This is a genomic window from Roseicella sp. DB1501 (assembly GCF_013112485.1).
Lineage (GTDB): Bacteria > Pseudomonadota > Alphaproteobacteria > Acetobacterales > Acetobacteraceae > Paracraurococcus.
The window spans coordinates 547,326-563,938 of sequence record NZ_JABFHG010000003.1; the positions used below are offsets into that span (position 1 = coordinate 547,326).

Sequence of the window (16,613 nt, forward strand, 5' to 3'; positions counted from 1 at the left end):
GGGCCGGCTCAGTCTTTGTACGGATCGCGTGTATCACTGCCTGCCATGCAGACGATGATCGGGGTCAACCTGTGTTCCACGGCGATGCTGTCGCTGTGGAAGGCCAGAACCTCGTCCAGCTTCTTGTAGCAACCCGGCGCTTCATCAGCCCCGGAGCCGAATAGGTGGATCCTGTTCGCCTTCATCTCCTCCCGCATCGCGTCCTCATCAATTAGGCCCGGAGCAACGCGGACGCGGTTGCGTCCCCAGCCTTTGAATTTCCCTGCCGCTTGAGTGCGAGAAAGGACGCGGCCTGCTCCATGCACTGTCGAGTACAGGTTTTCTTTGGCAGATGGTGTATCCAATCCACGCACGATCACGCTTTGGTCCGCCATCGTCGAACCGATGAAACTGCGCTGGTCGGGAAAGGCCGGTGTCGAGCCTTTGCGGACGACGAAATACTTGTCGCCGTCGTGTTCCTCGATCCAGGCGAAGTTATGGTGGTTGTGGACCTCATCAATCCAGTGATCGCCACCTTGGATGATCTTCGAAACTGTCTTGCAGACCCAATCCCGCCCCGCATAGGCGTACTTCCCGCCCAGCGTCATGGCCTCGTAGTAGGCTTGGCCAACATCGGAATTCATGTCCACGATGCAGGGATCGGCGTCCATAGCATCTTTGGCGCCAAGTTTCTTCAGGAAGTGCGTCGTTGCCTTATGGCCAAGACCGCGGCTGCCGAAGTGGACGCCGATCCAAACGAAGTCGTCCTCATCGCGGAAGACGTCAACATAGTGATTGCCTGATCCCACGGTGCCGAGCTGCGCAGCGGCAAGGTCTTTCAAACCAGCCAGGGCTTCGTTCTCCCAGTTGGCGTCAGTGTCGAGGAATTCGGCTTCAACCGGCATTTCGTTGACCCGCCCGACACCAAAGCTGATGGTGCGGTTGATCTCCCGCCCTAGTTCCTTCCAGCGGTCATGGCTCATCTCGCTGGCCTTGAGAGGCAGTTTCACCGCCATGTTGCCGCAGGCGATGTCGAAGCCTACTCCGGAGATTGAGATGCGGTCTTTGTATGCAGCTACGCCGCCGATTGGATGGCCGTACCCTAAGTGATTGTCGGCGCACAGCACGCCATAATCAGCCTGCTCCATGACCTTCTTCATCTGGTCAAGTGTTTTTTCCTCGACCTCTCCGTTTACTTTAAGCCGCTTTTCCATGTTTACTCCGATTCTTGGTTCTTAACCTATGGCAGTTTGAGCAAACAACATCGCACTTGGCGATCTCGTCAATTATATCTTGGTACGACCGATAAACCGCCCGCGTTGCGTGACAGAGATTGAAGATTTTTTTGCCCCGAACGTGGTCAAAGTCCATGCAAACTCTGTCATATTTCTCGCCGCAGTCCATACATGGCACATCCTTAGCGGCAAAGATGTATTGGTCAATCCGTTGCCGCCTTTCTTTGGCGTATTTGCGCTGCTGCTCTTTCCTCCGCTCTAAATAGAGAGGATCCGTATTTTTCCTGCGTTTGTATGCCCGCGAGTGCTCCTGGTATCTTTCTGGATTTGCCGCTCTTTTCTTTCTCCCGTAAATAGCCTCACGACTCTCGGAAACCGTTCGCTCTGGACCCATAGTAGACGTGGCAGTGACGCGTAGCAAAGTTTCCTAACATCTTTCTCCACCGATCCCCGGTGGGGGGGGGGGTACGAATCCAACTTTGTGAAATCGACGCTTTCTGAATAATATCCGTTTGATGATCCATACCAGCGCACCGTTACGCTGCCCTTCACGGTGGCAAACTCATAAAAGGTCCAGGTGAAGCTGTCCTGGTAGTCAGGAACCGTAACATCAGGAGGATTTTCATCGCGGAATTCCCGCTCTTCTGCTTTGATTATTGGGGACCCGACCAAGTCATTCAGGTCGCCGCAGACATCCTCAATCTGGACGCTCTCACAGCAGCTTTGTGAATGATAAAGCTTAAAACGTTCGCCACTGTCGGCCTCAAAATGAAGCTCGTCATCGCCGGACTTTTCGACTTTGATCAGCGTCTTGCCTAGTAAAGTGTCTAAATTGCAGTTATCGCCCCACATAATCTCCTTCTTTCTCCACTAGTCCCCGGTGGCGGGCTAATCCTTCTTACCTGGCCGCAAAGCTCGATCTAAAATGAACCTAATCTCGCCGCCTTTGGTGCGCCCGTTCTTTTTCGCGCTGGCCTTCAACAAAGCCATAAGCGATTTCGGAGCCTTAAAAGATGTCGGAACCAATGGATCATTCATGTCAAAAAGATAATACAAGGTATTACCAATGTCGCGGCTTTTGTGAGCAATATTCTTTCGTTTTACGGAGGCAGCCATGCCCAACAAACCCGACCCCGAGACCTATGCCCGCTACGTCGAAGCCATCCATGAGGCCTGGTTCGCGGCCATCGCGATGACCGGCTGCGTCGAATGCGCGATGCGTCAGATCATCGGGGAAGTGACCGAGTTCGCAGCGATCAGGGCTGACCGCATCGAGGACATGCCGCAGCCCGACGACCCATCGATCCGCTGCGGCAAGTGCGATACGAAGCCGTTCCCCTCCCTGACCAGCCCGTTGCGCGTCAGGCTGGTGGAGCGCGTTCAGTCCTGATCCTCAAAACAGGCTCAGCTGCACCGGCCTCGCCGCGGTGCTCTTTGGCTTGGGTTGAGGTTTCGGCTTGTTCGGTTCGAACAGCGAGGCCTGGAATGCCTCGACCAGTACGCCAGGCTTCTCGACACGCGGCGGCGGTGGCTCGACCTCGACCGGCTGAACAGGCTCAGGAATGGCAGGGGTAGGAACCACGATTGGAACCGGTTCGGGCTCTGGGACCGCCTCAGCCGCAGCCACCACCTCCGGCGCGCCCTTCATCGCCTTGTAGCCATCCACCAGCGCGTCGATGCGCTCCCGCCCTTCGGTGCCGGCGAGCAGTCCCTCGAGCTCGGTCCTGATCGCTTCCAGCGCGCGCAGCCGGTCCTCCTGCTCGAACGGCAGGCCGACCCGGTCCTTGAACGCGGCGAGTTGGCCGATTTTGATCCGGCGCGTTTCCAGCGCGGCCTCGGCCTGACGCGGCATCTGCTCGACCAGGTAGTCGATCCTGTTCAACAGGGATCCGGCGGCGATGGCCTTGAAATCGAGGAAGTGCGATGTCCGCCCTTCGACGACCAGGTCCGGCGTGACGCCCTTCTGTGCCTCCACGGACAGGGTGAATCCGCGATAGCTCCCCACCGGCCACCGGTGCGCCTTCTCGCTGGCATTGGAGAGATGCTGCTTCAGCACCAGGTTCATGGCCTCGGTGGCCTTGTCCCGGTCGCTGTAGCTGCGACCGGCCACGGCGACGGCCTTGCTCCCGGCGCCGGCATGGTCAGCGGTCAGGGCCTCGGCGCGCTCCTGCAGGCGCACGATGTCGTCCGGCAGGCTGCGGACCTGTTGCCGCGCCCGGTATTGATCGTCTGCATGCGAGCGTTTCAGCAGGGCAAGCCGCTGGATGTCGGCCTCGATCTCGGCAAGGGTCAGGACGGCCGGATTGCCCGAGGCAAGGGCCTTGACCTCGGCGAAGCTCAGTTCGGCACCGCCGATGTCGTCGGCGCGCCTGACGCCGAGATCGCCCTTCATGATCTGGCTGATGAATCGCGCCTTGGTTTCCAGCGTCTGCCACATATAGGCGTCGAACGATCCTTCCGTGACATAGCGGTAAATCTCGACTTCGTCCCAGCTGTTGCCCTGGCGGAGAATGCGGCCGTCGCGCTGTTCGATCTCCGCCGGCTTCCATGGCGCGTCGATGTCGTGCTTCGCCACAAGTCGCTGCTGGACGTTGGTTCCCGTTCCCATCTTGGCTGTCGATCCAAGCAGGAACCGCACGGTCCCGGCGCGCATCTTGGAGAACAGGGCGGCTTTCTTCGCGTCGGTGTCGGCATCCCCGATATTGGCGATTTGCTCGCGCGGGACACCGCGCTCCACCAGCAAGTCGATAACCTCGTCATAGACGGAAAAGCCCCAGTCAGTCGGGTTCACGCCGATGTCGCTGAAAATCATTTGGGTGCCGCGGCGGTCTGCTGTGCGTTCCCAGATGGCGACCGCGTTCTCAATCAGCGCGGCGATCTTGCCGTCCGGTGACGCTTCTCCGGGCTCGATAAGGCGGGGATCGAGCGCAAGCTTGCGGCCGTCGGTGGTGATCTTGAGGGCATTGTCGTCCCTTGGATCGACGCCGCCCTGCCTGATCTTCTCATACCGCTTGACCAGCGCGGTCTGGATGTCCTTCTGCCGCTCCGTCATCGGGACAGAGACGACGATGGCCTTGCCCGATTTCAGGCGCGGGACAGGCAGCTTGAGCATTTCTGCCGTCTGCACATCGGCGAACATGCGGAACTGCTGCTGCAGCTCGGGCAGATTGATGAACTTCGCGAACCGGCTGCGCGGTTTCAGTGTTGCCCCGTCCGGGCTGATCTCCATGGCGTCGACAACTTCGCCGAACGATGCGGCCCATGCGTCGAAGTGGGCGATGCCGCGATCTTCCAATGCCGACAGGGCGAGGTAACGCTGCATCGTGTACATCTCGACCATCGTGTTCGAGATCGGCGTCCCGGTGGCGAAGACGAGACCACGGCCCGGCGTCAGGCCGTCGAGGTAGCGAGATTTCATGTAGAGGTCGAATGACCGTTGGGAACCGGTGGTCTGGATGCCGGCGACACGCTCCATCTTGGTCGGCGTTTCGAGGTTCTTGAACAGATGGCAGTTTGAAACCAACGTTCCGTTGGCGAAGTAGTTATGGTTGTCCGCTACCTCGATGTCGTAAACGACTGAATGCGCTCGACCACAGAAGCGGTATTCTCCATCACTTCCTGGTTTGAGAACCGCAACACCGACCACCCGAGAAGGGACAAGGCTTTGTCCTTCTTCGCATCCCGTGCCTGTGCTTTGACCGAGTTGTGGCTGTTCCCATCTATCTCCACCACCAGCATGCGGTCTTTGTCGGAAAGGTCCGCCTTGTAGTGTTTCGCTAAGTTCGGAATCAGATGCCGAATGGTCTTGGTTGATATGGGCAGCTCCGTCGTCATCCCAGTTCTCTCTGCCAACAGAATTTGAGGAACGGTCAGATGGCCATTGCCACCGCGCATCTTCGGTCTGTGACCAATCGCTCGAAGAGTCTGTGCAGACTTCTTGTTTACCACCGCCTTTTCTTCTTCGCTGGCTGTGTTCCACCAGTTCCGCAGCGCAGGATTCGACTTCCCTTTCCAGTACCCCCCGTGTGCCGCATAATGCTCCTTCATAGAGGCGCTGAATTTCTCTTCCGAAAGCGGGTTCGCCCGCTGCGCCTTCATCTTGCACGTTATGCTGCAGAATTCCCGATGTTGAAAAACCTTCCTGCTTGTCACTTCGAAGCTGAACGGTTCCTCGCACACTTGGCAAGTCCGCGTTATGGTCCGAAACGCGGACTTGCATGCCTCCGAGCAATGTTCCGGCTTCGGCCCTGGACCTGCTAAGCTCAGATCGAATTCCTTGTCGCACTGTAAGCAGTGGATCATTCGAGGTGAGGTCGCCCGCCTTTTTGTAGCCGCTTCCGTCGACCCAGATTTTATGGCTTGGCGTGCAGATGAATGACCCATGGTCGTGAAATACCTCAATAAGCGGTGTGTGACGTCTGTTGGAATACCAATTTACAATTGGCTTCCACTCTATCTCACCACTACAAGAATTTCGAGATATTACGCGAGCAGAAATGCGTTTTTCTACAATCTCGCCGATTTTAAGCAACCCGCGATCAGTCTCGACAAGAGTGTCGAAGGAAAAGCACTCGTCGACGTAGATCTGATCAACCCCTAGATCATCGAATACCAGTCCATCATCTTTCTTATCTTCCGCCTGCAGCTCCTTAAGCTTCTCTTCGTAAGCCACTTTCCGCTTTTCGATCTGCTTAATCATTGTGCTGCGCGAGCGCGATCCGCCGCCATCGCCAGTGTTCTTGGCTTCAATCAGAAGGGCTTCGTACTGCTCGATCTGCTGTTCTATAAACTGTTCCTGGAACTCGGCAGATAGACCGATGCGCTCGAAGCTGCTGTGCGTGACGACAACTGCGTCCCAGTCACCCGTCGCAACCTTCGCCGTCAGAAGCTTCCTGCGGTCCTTAGCCAGGTCCTCTTTTCCGGCGACCAGCAGTTTAGCGTTGGGGTATATCTGCAAAAACTCTCGGCTAAATTGCTCAAGCATATGATTTGGCACGGCGAGCATGGGCTTCCGGATTAATCCAGTTTGTCGCATCTTCATTGCCGATATTACAAAACAGGCCGTTTTGCCAGCTCCGACCACATGAGCGAGCAAAGTGTTCCCGCTGGTCATGGTCCGCCACACAGCATCGATCTGATGCTTCCTCGGCCTAAACGCCTGGCTCATCCCCGGAAACGTCAGGTGCGCCCCGTCGTACTGCCGCAGCCTGATATTGTTGAAGCCGTCGTTGTAGATCCTGACCAGCCGTTCGGCCCGCTCCGGATCGCTGAACACCCAAGATCCGAACCGCTGTTTGATGCGCTTCTGTTTCTCACGGGCGGCAATGGTGGCTTCCTGGTTCAGGACGCGCTTTGTGGAATCGCCGTCCCTGATTTCGTCGAAAATCGAAGGCGTTTTCAGGTTCAATGCCTGATCGAACAAGGTGAGCCCGTCGATGCGCGGCGTCCCGAACTCGCTGATGTTGGTGACGGCGCTCTTGGCCTGATAGGTCGCATCGACCGTCCAGATGGCATCCTTCGGCAGGTGCGCGATCGAGATGGCGGACGGCGTCACACCGAACAACTCGACCGCGAAGGCCTCGAGATCGGACACCGGCAGCCACGGCGCGCCGAGATTGGCGTCGATGTCGCCTGGCAGCAGATCCTCGGGCTGGACGGCTTCAAGGGCGGCGACGTTGCGCGGGTGCCTGCCCGATGCTTTTGCCTCGGCAAGCTTCTTTCTGACGTTGCCCGACAGGTAGGCGTCGCGCGTCTCGTACTCGCCCGATACCGGATCCTGGAACAGCAGCTCGCCGAGCTCGGCCAGCACGACATCCTGCGTCGATGCATAGAGCCGGGCGATATAGTCGATATCGACCCGGCCCCGTTCATTGAGGCAGACCAGCAGCCCTTCCTCGGCGGATGTGACGCGCTCGACCTTGCGGGCCGGGCCAACGACGTCGCGGGTCATGATCGCCGCTTTTTTGGCTTTCCCGGTCTCCTCGTCGTAATCCTCGAGGGACATGACCAGGTAGGCGTCCGGATCCTCGCGGAACTTGACCAGGTTCGGCATGCGCCTGACCTCGTTGCCCTGCGCATTGGTCGAGAAGGTCGTCTTGTTGATCGGGCCATAGGCATAGGCGAAGCCGTCATAGGCGCGGTTCAGGGCCTTGCGCGCCGCCTCCCTGTCCGCTTCCGGCTTGCCCTCGTTCTGGGTCCTCAGCACGGTACGGGCGAGGTCGCGCAGCCGGATCAGGGCGGCGAGACGCGGCCCCATCTGGCCGGTCCCCTTGGCCGACAGGGCGCGCTCGCCATGCTTGACCGGGACGATCTCGCCGGCCTCAACCTGCAGAATGGCGCCGTCGTCGGCAATGCTGAAGGAGCCTTCGCCAAGCCCCACCGGGACCGCTTGGCGCATCTCCTCCCGCTGGGCCGCGAAGATGCCCTCAGGAAGCGCCTTCAGGGCTGACCAGAGCCGTTCCTGATAGTCCGGCGCGCTGCGGACCCTGAGCGTATCCTGCCCGTACTGGCCGTGATCCAGGGCCATGTTGCCAAGGATCATCTCGGGGTGCTCGATGAACCAGCTGTTGATATCGACCGTCCGGCCGTCGCTGAGCGGGAAGGGCGCTACTTTGGTCCAGCCGCGGTCGCCACCCTCGCGCTTTTGCAGGAAGACGATGTCGGTGACGACGCGCGTCCCCTGATCCTTGAAGGCGTCGTCGGGCAGGCGGATTGCGCCGAGGAATTGCGTCCGGTCGGCGAGGTACTCGCGCGCAGCACCATTGATCTTGTCCAAGGTGTAGCGGCTGGTCACCAACGCCAGTACGCCGCCGGGGGCGAGGGCATCGGCCGTCTTGGCGAAGAAGAAGTCATGCAGCGAGAAGCGGTGGGAGCCGTACTCCATGTGGACATCACCGAAGGGAATATTGCCAATGGCCGCGTCGAGCGAGGGTAACCGGCTGTCGCGGAAATTCTCGATGCGGATGTCCTGGTCGGGATAGAGCAGGCGAGCGATGCGGCCGGACAGGCTGTCCATCTCGACGCCGATGAAGCGCATGCCGTCAGGGGCATGGCCCATGAAATTTCCGACGCCGCAGCCGGGCTCGATGACCAAGGCACTATCCGGCAACCCCATGCGCTTGAGCCCAGCGAACGCGGCGCGCATGACGACGGGCGATGTGTAGAATGCATTGAAGACGCTGCGCTTGGCCGAACTGTACTCGTCTGGCGTCAGTATCCCGGCGAGTTCCTGCCCCAGATCCTCCCAGCCTTGCCTAAAAATCTTGGTCGCCGGATCGGGGAAGATCGAATTCGCCACGCATCCGAAGCCGGGAAATCGCCTGAGGGTGTCTTTTTCGGTGGCGGTGGCTTGGCGTCCCTCCGCCTCTTTTAATGTTCGGATCGCAGCGAGAAGATCGCGGGCTTTGGCTTTTTCGCCGTGGGATACGGCGCCGGTGAAGATCGAATCAAGCATATCAAGGCACATCTGTTTGGGTTCAAATAAATCCTCCGAAAAGGCTGGCCGATAGTATCCCGCTGAGCTAAAATCGCGAGGAAAAACGACGTTCGATAATTGCGTTATTTGCCCGGCGATGCCGGAGAAACCGACATGCTGTGCAGCTCTCTCTTGACCTCGACTTGCGTTGGAAAAACCGTCACCAGGTAATCCATGGTCCCGGCGACCGCATCGATCCATCCGAGTTCGGCGTCGATGTCATCCGTGAACGCGATGCCAAGGCGTTCATCTGCGAACATCATTATGCCGGGTCATACCCCGCTGCCCACCTCGCCGTCGGTCTCTTTCGCAAACCTGGCGTCGATTCATCCGCGCTGGTCGGGGTCGCGGTGTTCAGCGAAGGCATCCAATCAGGCCAGGCCATGCCGCGCTGGACCGGGTTCGGGCGCGAGGAAGGGACAGAGCTAGGGCGGCTGGTGCTGCTGCCGGAGGTGAAATGGAACGGCGAAAGCTGGTTCCTGAAACGCGCCTTCAATGCGCTGCGGCAGGAGAAGCCGCATGTCAGGGCCTGCCTGTCCTATTCCGATCCCGTCGAACGCAGGACCGCAACGGGCGAGATGGTTAAGCCCGGCCATTTTGGCACTGTCTATCAAGCCAGCAACGCGGCTTTCCTCGGCATGGCGTCACCGCGCACGCTGGAGATGCTGCCGGATGGGCGCGTGATCCAACCTTATAACTTTTTCAAGTATCTGCGCCGCAAGCAGGGCTGGCAGGCGGCGGAAGCGAAGATTGAGAGCGCGGGTGCTGCGGTCGGAATCGTCAGGGCAGGGGAGACCGACCGAGACTGGGTGGACCGCGTCAGGGCGGCGTTGCGGCCCATTCGGCACCCCGGCAATCTGGTTTATGCCTTCGGCTTGGATGGCGAGGCCTCTAAATCGATCAAGGCGAAAGGCCAAGCCTTCCCGAAACAGCGCGACTGGGTAAGATAAACGCGATTGAAGCCATATTTCCCCTTCCCAGCGAATCGACGCAGGGTTTAAGAGATTCGCGTCAGCCTTTTTGGGAGATCACCATGGCACGCGCGGCGAAGAAAGCTTCGGAGGCGTCCGAGGAGCCGGTGCGGGATATCAACGAGGATGTTCAGCCGGAGGAAACCCCGGCGTTTCTGAAGCCGCTCGACGGGCTGAATGTCGGTCAGCTGCGCCAGGCGATTTCCTATGCCGAGGCGCGGATCAGGCAGCGGGAAGCCAGCGAAAAGGCCTCTGCCCGTGACGAGCTGATGAAGCTTGCCCAGGAAAAGGGGTTCGCCATTCACGACCTCTTCGGTGACATGGCGCCACGGCAAGCTGGGCCGGCCAAGCGTGGCCGGAAGCCGAAGAGCGAAGGCGCCTCGTCTGAAAGGGCGTCGCCGCCGGCGAAATACAGGAATCCCGCTACCGGCGAAGAATGGTCTGGTCGCGGTCGCGCCGCGAAGTGGATCCAGGTCGCCGAGGCAGAAGGCAAGAGCCGGGACGAATTCCTGATCGAAAAGCCGGCGGCTGAGTGACAGGGGCGGGCTTCGGCCCGCCTTTTTCTGAGATTAAAATTATGCGTCCACCAGCTCGGGCGTTCCCGTGCGCTGTTGCGGTGCCGGTGACGGGGTGGAGGGCAGGGGCCGCGAACCGCTGCCGTCAGACAATCCCGGTTCAGTTGGCCGGGGTATGCGCCGTGCCTGTCGGTAGGCGAACCATGACCAGACGGCGAATCCTGCCGACACGGCATAGGCCAGGCCGGGCAGATGCAGTGCGCCGAACAGGACTTCCGCTGTCTCGATGACGGCCAGGCTGCCGATCAGGCTCCACACAATGCCATAGGCCGCGAACCGTGCCCGGCTCCATGCGCGCCGATACCGCTGCCAGTCGGGATGATCGGGATGGAAGGCATTCATGGCGGTTCAGGCTTCGTTAGGAAGCTGCTCGCACGGCTCCAGGTCATTTTCCGAGAGTTAACGCCCGATGGCTCGCCATACCGCCTCCGCACCGCACAACGGCACCGGCACGCTTCGCGGCTTTTCGTCTCTGAAAAGCACTTGCATCTCGCGCAATGTCATCGGGCGTTCGAGCCTCCAACCGCCATGGTGCGATTCCTTGGGCCGGATGGCGTTCAGCAGCTGCGCAACCGACCAGTAATGCTCCAACACCTCGTCCTGGCTGGCGTCGCCCTTCCAGCAATGCATGCAGTAGGTGCGGCCGGAACGGGTGCGCCAAATCGTATGGTTCTCGCAGGCCATGACCGAATGTCCGAAGGGGAAGCTGCGAGGCTATGCCTGCCGAGACTGTGCGGGGCCGGTTATTTCGAGACCGTTCGCGAATTCAATTTATTGGTTCGGGCATCTTGAACGCCTGCGTGAGCGACCCGCGCCTGCCACAGACACAGCAGAGGCGTCACAACCAGCTCCATGCCGAGGGCCAACACCGCCGAGTTGGATGGGATGCCGACGACCACAATCCCCACCAGCCGCGCCAGGCCACCGGCAAACACTACCGCGGTCAGCAGGCGGAAACGCGAACCCATGGTCTCGATCCTCGGCGCCGAGGTCCAGAACGCCACTCCGATGCCGAACAGCAGGCCGGAGAGATAGCGGACGTGGCTGTCGAGCGATGGGTCGGCGGCATCGGCAATGAACCCGGCACCCAAAATCATGCCAGCGAGACCAGCCAGGACCGGAACAAGACCGAATACGAGGATAGCACTCTGAAGAAGCCGCTTTTCGGTCACTCGGTTATCCCGGCTCAATGCAAGACGGACAGATAACGGGAGAACTGGTGAGGTGTTGCGGCAAAAAACATAGGCCTGCTATTTATTCATCTGGCCGTCATTCTTTCCAGCGGCATTGCCCCTCCACCAGTTCTTCGCGTGTGGTGTCATGGCTTCAACCCAGAAATCATGTAATGGAGCGCCTTGATTGATCCTTTGCCAACAAGGACAATGATATCTTTCTGTCCGCTTTTAATCATTTGGTCGTGGATGCGTTCTGTGGGGAATTGCTTCACCTCAACAGAGACGTCATATTCAGGCAGATAGAAATCTAGGTTGCTAGGATTATCCTTTTCCTGTTCTGGCTTCGTGTATTCAATGCCGTGCTTTTCACATAGCAGTATGAATTCGCGTTCCATCGGATCATTTGGTATTTCCATCACCTCTCCCTCACCGCCTCAATGGCGGCTTTCAGTGCTGCGGCGGGGGTTGGGCCAATGCCGTGCAACTTATCTGCAGGCGTAAAGCAGACTAATCGCCTAGCACCGAACTGCCACTCATTGTCATCGATCAGTTCAAGGCAAATGCCGGCTTCGTAGCCCATTTCAATCAGCTTCTCCAGCAACGCCTCAACCGTCTCGTCTGCTGGCTGTGGCAGCATGGCATCAAACATGGATGTCCACACCTCACCAGCCTGCACTGCGAAGCTAGCCTTTTGCAGCTTTGCTAATCTATTCCGCCCCGCATCTATCATGTCATCGGTTGGGTATTTCGGCAGATGCGTCTCGTCTGCTGGCTGTGCCGGTTGCTGGAGGGCCCGCATTAATACACCGATTGCTTCAGCGGCCTCTTTGAACGGATATCCACCAAGCTCATCGTTGATAATTTGCGTTAAGGTAGCAATCGCCTCCCGCTCCGCCTGCCCGCCTGCCTGTTCGGGCATTAAGGGTACTGCGTCACCAATTAGGGTATTATCGGCCTGTTCTATACCTTCAATCGGTTCGGCCTTGGCTGCGGATCGTCCTGTATTGGCCCACCGTATCGCATCCCTGGCAACGCGCATTTCATCGGCTGTCAGTTCGCCCATGTGCAGGCGCAATTCCTGTGCGGGCATGTCTGGGTCGAGCGGTACGGTCAGCATCTGTTCGCGGAGCCGGGCGAGGGAGGCTTTGGCTAAATCAAATTCCACGGTTTTTCGATCGGCTATTTTCAGTGCCGCCTCTATCGCGTCTAGGTCTTCGGGGGTGGTCATTCTCTATCCCTATCCATTAATGCTTGAATATCGTCGTCCATTTCGTCAATCGCACCCCTATTCGCCGCGCCTGCCGGTTGCTGGCGCAGTTGGGCGTAGGCAGCCAGGGCTTCATCACAGAACCGATTGACATTAAACGTCGGGTGACATCCAGATCGTATCCGCCTTAAAGCCTCCGCCATCTGCGCCATCACGCCCCCTCCCTGTGACGCACCCCCGGCCTGAGCGGGAGATTGGGAAACTCGACCCAGAGCATAAGTTGCGGCTTTGCTGAACGGATCGACGCGCTTACTGAAATGCGACAATGCATCGCTTATAGTCTGGGCATCCGGCATCGCCGGTGCATCTGGGTTCGCGTTGGTGGGGGTCATGGCAAATATCCTGTGTGATCAAAGCAAGAGTCGGACGTAAAAGCATGGCCGACATAGAGGCCGAGGGCATAAACGACGATTATCCAGAAGGCTTGTTTACCGGTCACTTCCCGCCCTCCATGCATTCCCTGATGACGGCGGCATGTATGTTCCTCGTCAGAACAGGCGCAAAATCGGATAGGTCACGAACCGCTTCCCTCAACCGACCCATCTCCTCCGCCATGTCGGCGCGGGATGCGGTCCAGGCTGCTTTAAACGCTGCCATCGCTATGCCCTCATCATTCTCCGTAAAACCTGACGTATCTTCAAACCACTTCTCGAAAGCGACGCGGCACTGGTCGGCGGTCATGGCTTCTGTCCTTCATGGGTCCATTCAATGCCTAGTCGCTTAGCGCAATCGTTTCCGAATGGAAGAAACCCGCAATCACCGCCGTCTGGCACATATTGATCTTCATCTTCTGGATGCAGATACCAATCGCCGCCTGCAATGGCATGAACCATTCTATGCGGCTTTGACGGATCAATGTCGCGTTGGCAATTTATGCAGTAGTAATCAGTCTTAGGGGTTTTCCGATAGTCGGGCTTTGCTGCAAATCGGTCTATTTTGCGCATCTACCCCTCCGTCGATGCTGGCGGTTGGGGGACGGGCATCCAATGGGTTAAACTGTACTGAACTCGCACCCATTCGCAGGTGTCAAAATCCCCGACAGCCCATTCAAGGAAACAGTTTTTCCTTGCTGACCATTTTACATCTGCATGGCGTTCTTTGTTTACTGACCATGCATCAAACCGACTGCCATCCTTCGGCGCAGTATCAATCGGCATCCACTCACCCGCTGGCTGCGCCTCAATCTCCGTCAGCCTGTTCCGGCCGTAGACATGCACCACGCGGGCATTATCCATTTGCAGGACCAGGCCGTCTCTGCCTTCGCGGGTCGTGTATGAGCCGATGCAGGTGCCGGTGAAGTCGTCGCAGTCTGCGCGGAAGCGTTTGCCGAGATCAGTCATGGTCGCCTCCCTGTGGTTGGGGGACAGCTGCGAGCATGGCCTTATATTCCGCGATAATGGCCTTGGTATTTTGCGTGTCATCAGTCGGGACCGCATTAAACGCCTTGATACCGGCTATAACCATCTCATCCGTCGGCTCAACCGGCACCAGTTTCCATCCCGCTGGCTGCGCGGTCCCGGGGCTGAGCATTCCGAGGCTTCTTCCAAGCACTTCGACAAGCCGTTCCCTCTTGCCTTTGCCAAGGCAGAGATGGACCAATATGTCGTCCGCTAAATCAGAAATTGCGACACTTTCATTGCCCAGGCAGTCGCCTCCTGGTTGACAACCGGCAGTCGTGGAAGGGAGATCAGAAACTTCCGTCTCACCGGCTACAATTTCGTTATTAACATCCACCGCATTTGTCGTGTCTGGCTTCGGCGTGTCGATGGGGGCGGCGTCGTACATGGCTTGCCATACCCGGCCCAAGTTATTCTTTCGAGCGTCAAAGGACATTGTTTCGCAGTTAACATGCTGAAAGCCCGCCAAAATCATTTCGTGGGTAGCTACGCGCGGCGGCCCCTGCACTGGCGCGGGCTGGAGTGCCTTAAGTATGGTTTCGCGCCACTCGCTTACAATCTCCTCTCCGCCAGGGCTATGCGCTGTTTTTATGCAGCGTCCATGCAGCTTATCGAGCGCCCCCAAAGCCTCTCGCCGTTGCTGTTCAGTCGTCATGGTCATCTTAAAATCCAATCCCCTTAAAATCATCCTTGACTACAACGTATATACACCATAATGATCAAGCAACAGATTTTCACCGGGTATTTTAAATGGCAATAAAATTACCGCCGACGCGCATGAGAACGATGCGGTTCGAGCGTGATTTGGAAAGAAGAGTTTTGCGTGCAGCGAAGGGCGAAAGTCTGAAAACATTCGCTGCTGTCGTGCGCGTGGCTCTGAATGACTGGCTTAGGAAAAGAGGATATTAGGTGGGCATTATTCCAGACAAAGCACTCGAACAGCACATCGCTATTTTGGGTATCACCGGTTCCGGCAAGACGTTTGCCGCGAAGGGCATCGCGGAAAGCATCTTGTCCAGCGGCGGGCATCTCTGCGTCATCGATCCAACCGGCGCCTGGTCCGGCTTGCGGTCCAGCGCCAGCGGCAAGAAGGCCGGCTTCCCGGTCGTGATCTTCGGCGGCGATCAGGCCGACGTGCCGCTGACGGCCAATAGCGGCGAGGCGATCGCGGAGATCGTCGCCACGACGGATACTTCCTGCGTGCTGGACACCGGCAACATGACTGTGCGCGACCAGACCCGGTTCCTGACCGACGTCGCTGAAACGCTCTACCGGCTGAACCGCAAGCCGCTGCACCTCATCATCGACGAGGCCCACAACATCATGCCGCAGGGCAAGGTGGCGGACCCGCAGTCAGCCATGATGCTGCATGCCGCAAACCGGCTGTTGAGCCAGGGCAGGAGCCGCGGGCTGCGGGTGATGATGATCTCGCAGCGGCCGCAGAAACTTCATAAGGACAGCCTCAGCCAGGCCCAGGCGCTGGTCGCCATGCGGGTCGTCGCGCCGCAGGACCGTAAGGCCATCGAGGACTGGATCGGCTCCTGGGCAGACCCGAAGGAAGGGGCCGACATGATGGCCTCGCTGCCGTCGTTGCAGACCGGCGAGGGCTGGGTATGGGCGCCTGTCGTCGGCGTCCTCAAGCGGGTGAAGTTTCCACCGATCAAGACCTATGACAGCAGCAAGGCGCCGGATGGCGAAGCTGGTGAAATCGTGCTGGCGAAGATCGACCTTCCCGCCATCCAGGCCAGGCTCGAACTGGCGACGAGCGATGCCGCCGAGAATGATCCCAAGCGGCTGAAGGCCCGCATCGCCGAGCTCGAGAAGGCCAAGGGGAAGCCGGACGCCGATGCGCTCAGGAAGGCCGAGGAGGCGGGGTATGCACGGGGGAGGGCGGAGGTCGCTCCGGCAGTTAAGCAGGCGCTGGCGGCCGCTGGCGACCGTCTGAGGGCACTGGCAGAGGATCTGGGGTCAAGCCAAGTCATAAGTGCCGCCCCAGTGCCCAACCCGGTGCCCCTGCAGCCGTCCAGGCCCAAAGCCCCACCATCGTCGACCAGGTCCGAGATTGGCGACGGTCTCCCGCGCCGCATCCTGACCGCCCTGGCTCAGCTCGACGGAGCGGTGCCGAAGTCGCGCCTGGCGCTGATGGTGGAGGTGAAGGCGTCGGGAGGTTACTTCCGCAATACCCTGACCAAGATGCGGTCGGAGGGACAGGTCACCGGCACCGACCCGATCTCGATTACCCCGGCGGGCCGCGCCGCTGTCGGTCCAGTCGATCCGCTGCCGGTGGGGCGCGATCTGCTCGATGTCTGGAGCAAGCGCCTCGGCGGTCTGAACGAGCGGATCCTCGGCACCTTATGGGACGCCGGTGCCCTGGCGAAGGGCGATCTCGCCGCGCGCGTCGGCACCGATCCCAGCGGGGGCTACTTCCGCAACACGCTGACGAAGCTGCGCGGCCTCGGTCTGATCGACGGGACCCAGACCGTCAGCCTGTCGATGAATTTCTACACTGCGTAAGCCGGCCACTTACGGCCCACCAAACA

At 58.9% G+C, this 16,613-nt stretch carries 18 protein-coding genes and 1 pseudogene; 4 read left to right on the forward strand and 15 right to left on the reverse strand.

Features of this window, described 5'->3' with window-relative positions:
- Positions 1 to 8 precede the first annotated feature (8 nt).
- A complete protein-coding gene (locus HJG45_RS08850) occupies positions 9 to 1,193 on the reverse strand; it encodes an RtcB family protein (protein WP_171611721.1) in 1,185 nt (394 codons plus the stop codon).
- A 279-nt stretch (positions 1,194 to 1,472) separates the two neighbouring features.
- A complete protein-coding gene (locus HJG45_RS28375) occupies positions 1,473 to 2,066 on the reverse strand; it encodes a hypothetical protein (protein ID WP_217362869.1) in 594 nt (197 codons plus the stop codon).
- A 262-nt stretch (positions 2,067 to 2,328) separates the two neighbouring features.
- On the opposite strand from HJG45_RS28375, the gene HJG45_RS08860 reads away from it, so the two are divergent.
- Positions 2,329 to 2,604, forward strand: a complete 276-nt coding sequence (locus tag HJG45_RS08860) for a hypothetical protein (protein WP_171611722.1) — start codon at positions 2,329 to 2,331, stop codon at positions 2,602 to 2,604.
- Positions 2,605 to 2,607: 3 nt separating this feature from the next.
- Here the strand turns inward: HJG45_RS08860 and HJG45_RS29390 are convergent, their stop codons facing one another.
- The 3 genes and pseudogenes from HJG45_RS29390 to HJG45_RS29400 all read right to left on the reverse strand — a co-directional run.
- Complete coding sequence (locus HJG45_RS29390) at positions 2,608 to 4,860, reverse strand: hypothetical protein (RefSeq protein ID WP_368040550.1); 2,253 nt, start codon at positions 4,858 to 4,860, stop codon at positions 2,608 to 2,610.
- The gene (locus HJG45_RS29395) at positions 4,770 to 5,597 is read right to left on the reverse strand and encodes an endonuclease domain-containing protein (protein ID WP_368040551.1); all 828 of its coding nucleotides are present in this window, start codon (positions 5,595 to 5,597) and stop codon (positions 4,770 to 4,772) included. The genes HJG45_RS29390 and HJG45_RS29395 overlap by 91 nt, the downstream gene beginning before the upstream one ends.
- Positions 5,572 to 8,889, reverse strand: a pseudogene (locus HJG45_RS29400) (hypothetical protein); the annotation flags it as partial. The pseudogene HJG45_RS29400 and the gene HJG45_RS29395, both read right to left, overlap by 26 nt.
- On the opposite strand from HJG45_RS29400, the gene HJG45_RS08870 reads away from it, so the two are divergent.
- On the forward strand, positions 8,808 to 9,638 hold the full coding sequence (locus tag HJG45_RS08870; protein WP_171611724.1) for a hypothetical protein: 831 nt from the start codon (positions 8,808 to 8,810) through the stop codon (positions 9,636 to 9,638). The pseudogene HJG45_RS29400 and the gene HJG45_RS08870 overlap by 82 nt on opposite strands.
- Before the next feature lie 83 nt (positions 9,639 to 9,721).
- Complete coding sequence (locus HJG45_RS08875; protein WP_171611725.1) at positions 9,722 to 10,195, forward strand: H-NS family nucleoid-associated regulatory protein; 474 nt, start codon at positions 9,722 to 9,724, stop codon at positions 10,193 to 10,195.
- A 39-nt stretch (positions 10,196 to 10,234) separates the two neighbouring features.
- On the opposite strand, the gene HJG45_RS08880 is transcribed toward HJG45_RS08875, so the two are convergent.
- The 10 genes from HJG45_RS08880 to HJG45_RS08925 all read right to left on the reverse strand — a co-directional run bounded on the left by HJG45_RS08880 (position 10,235) and on the right by HJG45_RS08925 (position 14,734).
- Positions 10,235 to 10,576, reverse strand: a complete 342-nt coding sequence (locus tag HJG45_RS08880; protein WP_171611726.1) for a hypothetical protein — start codon at positions 10,574 to 10,576, stop codon at positions 10,235 to 10,237.
- 57 nt (positions 10,577 to 10,633) lie between these two features.
- The gene (locus HJG45_RS08885) at positions 10,634 to 10,918 is read right to left on the reverse strand and encodes a hypothetical protein (protein WP_171611727.1); all 285 of its coding nucleotides are present in this window, start codon (positions 10,916 to 10,918) and stop codon (positions 10,634 to 10,636) included.
- 59 nt (positions 10,919 to 10,977) lie between these two features.
- On the reverse strand, positions 10,978 to 11,406 hold the full coding sequence (locus tag HJG45_RS08890) for a DUF4345 domain-containing protein (protein WP_368040548.1): 429 nt from the start codon (positions 11,404 to 11,406) through the stop codon (positions 10,978 to 10,980).
- 146 nt (positions 11,407 to 11,552) lie between these two features.
- Positions 11,553 to 11,825: a hypothetical protein gene (locus HJG45_RS08895; RefSeq protein ID WP_171611729.1), complete on the reverse strand. Its 273-nt coding sequence runs from the start codon at positions 11,823 to 11,825 to the stop codon at positions 11,553 to 11,555.
- Positions 11,825 to 12,637 (reverse strand): hypothetical protein, encoded by an 813-nt coding sequence (locus HJG45_RS08900; RefSeq protein ID WP_171611730.1) that lies wholly within the window; start codon positions 12,635 to 12,637, stop codon positions 11,825 to 11,827. Before HJG45_RS08900 ends, HJG45_RS08895 begins: the two co-directional genes overlap by 1 nt.
- Positions 12,634 to 13,008, reverse strand: a complete 375-nt coding sequence (locus HJG45_RS08905) for a hypothetical protein (protein ID WP_171611731.1) — start codon at positions 13,006 to 13,008, stop codon at positions 12,634 to 12,636. Before HJG45_RS08905 ends, HJG45_RS08900 begins: the two co-directional genes overlap by 4 nt.
- A 103-nt stretch (positions 13,009 to 13,111) precedes the next feature.
- Positions 13,112 to 13,357, reverse strand: coding sequence for a hypothetical protein (locus HJG45_RS08910; RefSeq protein WP_171611732.1), 246 nt, complete (start codon positions 13,355 to 13,357; stop codon positions 13,112 to 13,114).
- The gene (locus tag HJG45_RS08915) at positions 13,354 to 13,620 is read right to left on the reverse strand and encodes a hypothetical protein (protein WP_171611733.1); all 267 of its coding nucleotides are present in this window, start codon (positions 13,618 to 13,620) and stop codon (positions 13,354 to 13,356) included. The genes HJG45_RS08910 and HJG45_RS08915 overlap by 4 nt, the downstream gene beginning before the upstream one ends.
- Positions 13,621 to 14,016 carry a hypothetical protein gene (locus tag HJG45_RS08920; RefSeq protein WP_171611734.1) on the reverse strand — a complete coding sequence of 132 codons (396 nt, stop codon included), beginning with the start codon at positions 14,014 to 14,016 and terminating at the stop codon, positions 13,621 to 13,623. It abuts the gene before it with no gap.
- The gene (locus HJG45_RS08925) at positions 14,009 to 14,734 is read right to left on the reverse strand and encodes a hypothetical protein (RefSeq protein WP_171611735.1); all 726 of its coding nucleotides are present in this window, start codon (positions 14,732 to 14,734) and stop codon (positions 14,009 to 14,011) included. The genes HJG45_RS08920 and HJG45_RS08925 overlap by 8 nt, the downstream gene beginning before the upstream one ends.
- A 248-nt stretch (positions 14,735 to 14,982) precedes the next feature.
- Between HJG45_RS08925 and HJG45_RS08930 the strand changes: the two genes are divergently transcribed.
- Positions 14,983 to 16,587, forward strand: coding sequence for a helicase HerA domain-containing protein (locus HJG45_RS08930; RefSeq protein ID WP_171611736.1), 1,605 nt, complete (start codon positions 14,983 to 14,985; stop codon positions 16,585 to 16,587).
- The last annotated feature ends 26 nt before the right edge of the window (positions 16,588 to 16,613 follow it).

Excerpts from the sequence above, each read along its gene's own strand:
- HJG45_RS28375 (WP_217362869.1), bottom strand. The coding sequence starts at position 2,066 with ATGTGGGGCGATAACTGCAATTTAGACACTTTACTAGGCAAGACGCTG.
- HJG45_RS29395 (WP_368040551.1), bottom strand. The coding sequence starts at position 5,597 with ATGGGTCATTCATCTGCACGCCAAGCCATAAAATCTGGGTCGACGGAA.
- HJG45_RS08895 (WP_171611729.1), bottom strand. The coding sequence starts at position 11,825 with ATGGAAATACCAAATGATCCGATGGAACGCGAATTCATACTGCTATGT.
- HJG45_RS08910 (WP_171611732.1), bottom strand. The coding sequence starts at position 13,357 with ATGACCGCCGACCAGTGCCGCGTCGCTTTCGAGAAGTGGTTTGAAGAT.
- HJG45_RS08925 (WP_171611735.1), bottom strand. The coding sequence starts at position 14,734 with ATGACCATGACGACTGAACAGCAACGGCGAGAGGCTTTGGGGGCGCTC.
- HJG45_RS08880 (WP_171611726.1), bottom strand. The coding sequence starts at position 10,576 with ATGAATGCCTTCCATCCCGATCATCCCGACTGGCAGCGGTATCGGCGC.
- HJG45_RS08860 (WP_171611722.1), top strand. The coding sequence starts at position 2,329 with ATGCCCAACAAACCCGACCCCGAGACCTATGCCCGCTACGTCGAAGCC.
- HJG45_RS08905 (WP_171611731.1), bottom strand. The coding sequence starts at position 13,008 with ATGACCCCCACCAACGCGAACCCAGATGCACCGGCGATGCCGGATGCC.
- HJG45_RS08885 (WP_171611727.1), bottom strand. The coding sequence starts at position 10,918 with ATGGCCTGCGAGAACCATACGATTTGGCGCACCCGTTCCGGCCGCACC.
- HJG45_RS08920 (WP_171611734.1), bottom strand. The coding sequence starts at position 14,016 with ATGACTGATCTCGGCAAACGCTTCCGCGCAGACTGCGACGACTTCACC.
- HJG45_RS08875 (WP_171611725.1), top strand. The coding sequence starts at position 9,722 with ATGGCACGCGCGGCGAAGAAAGCTTCGGAGGCGTCCGAGGAGCCGGTG.
- HJG45_RS08850 (WP_171611721.1), bottom strand. The coding sequence starts at position 1,193 with ATGGAAAAGCGGCTTAAAGTAAACGGAGAGGTCGAGGAAAAAACACTT.
- HJG45_RS08900 (WP_171611730.1), bottom strand. The coding sequence starts at position 12,637 with ATGACCACCCCCGAAGACCTAGACGCGATAGAGGCGGCACTGAAAATA.
- HJG45_RS08915 (WP_171611733.1), bottom strand. The coding sequence starts at position 13,620 with ATGCGCAAAATAGACCGATTTGCAGCAAAGCCCGACTATCGGAAAACC.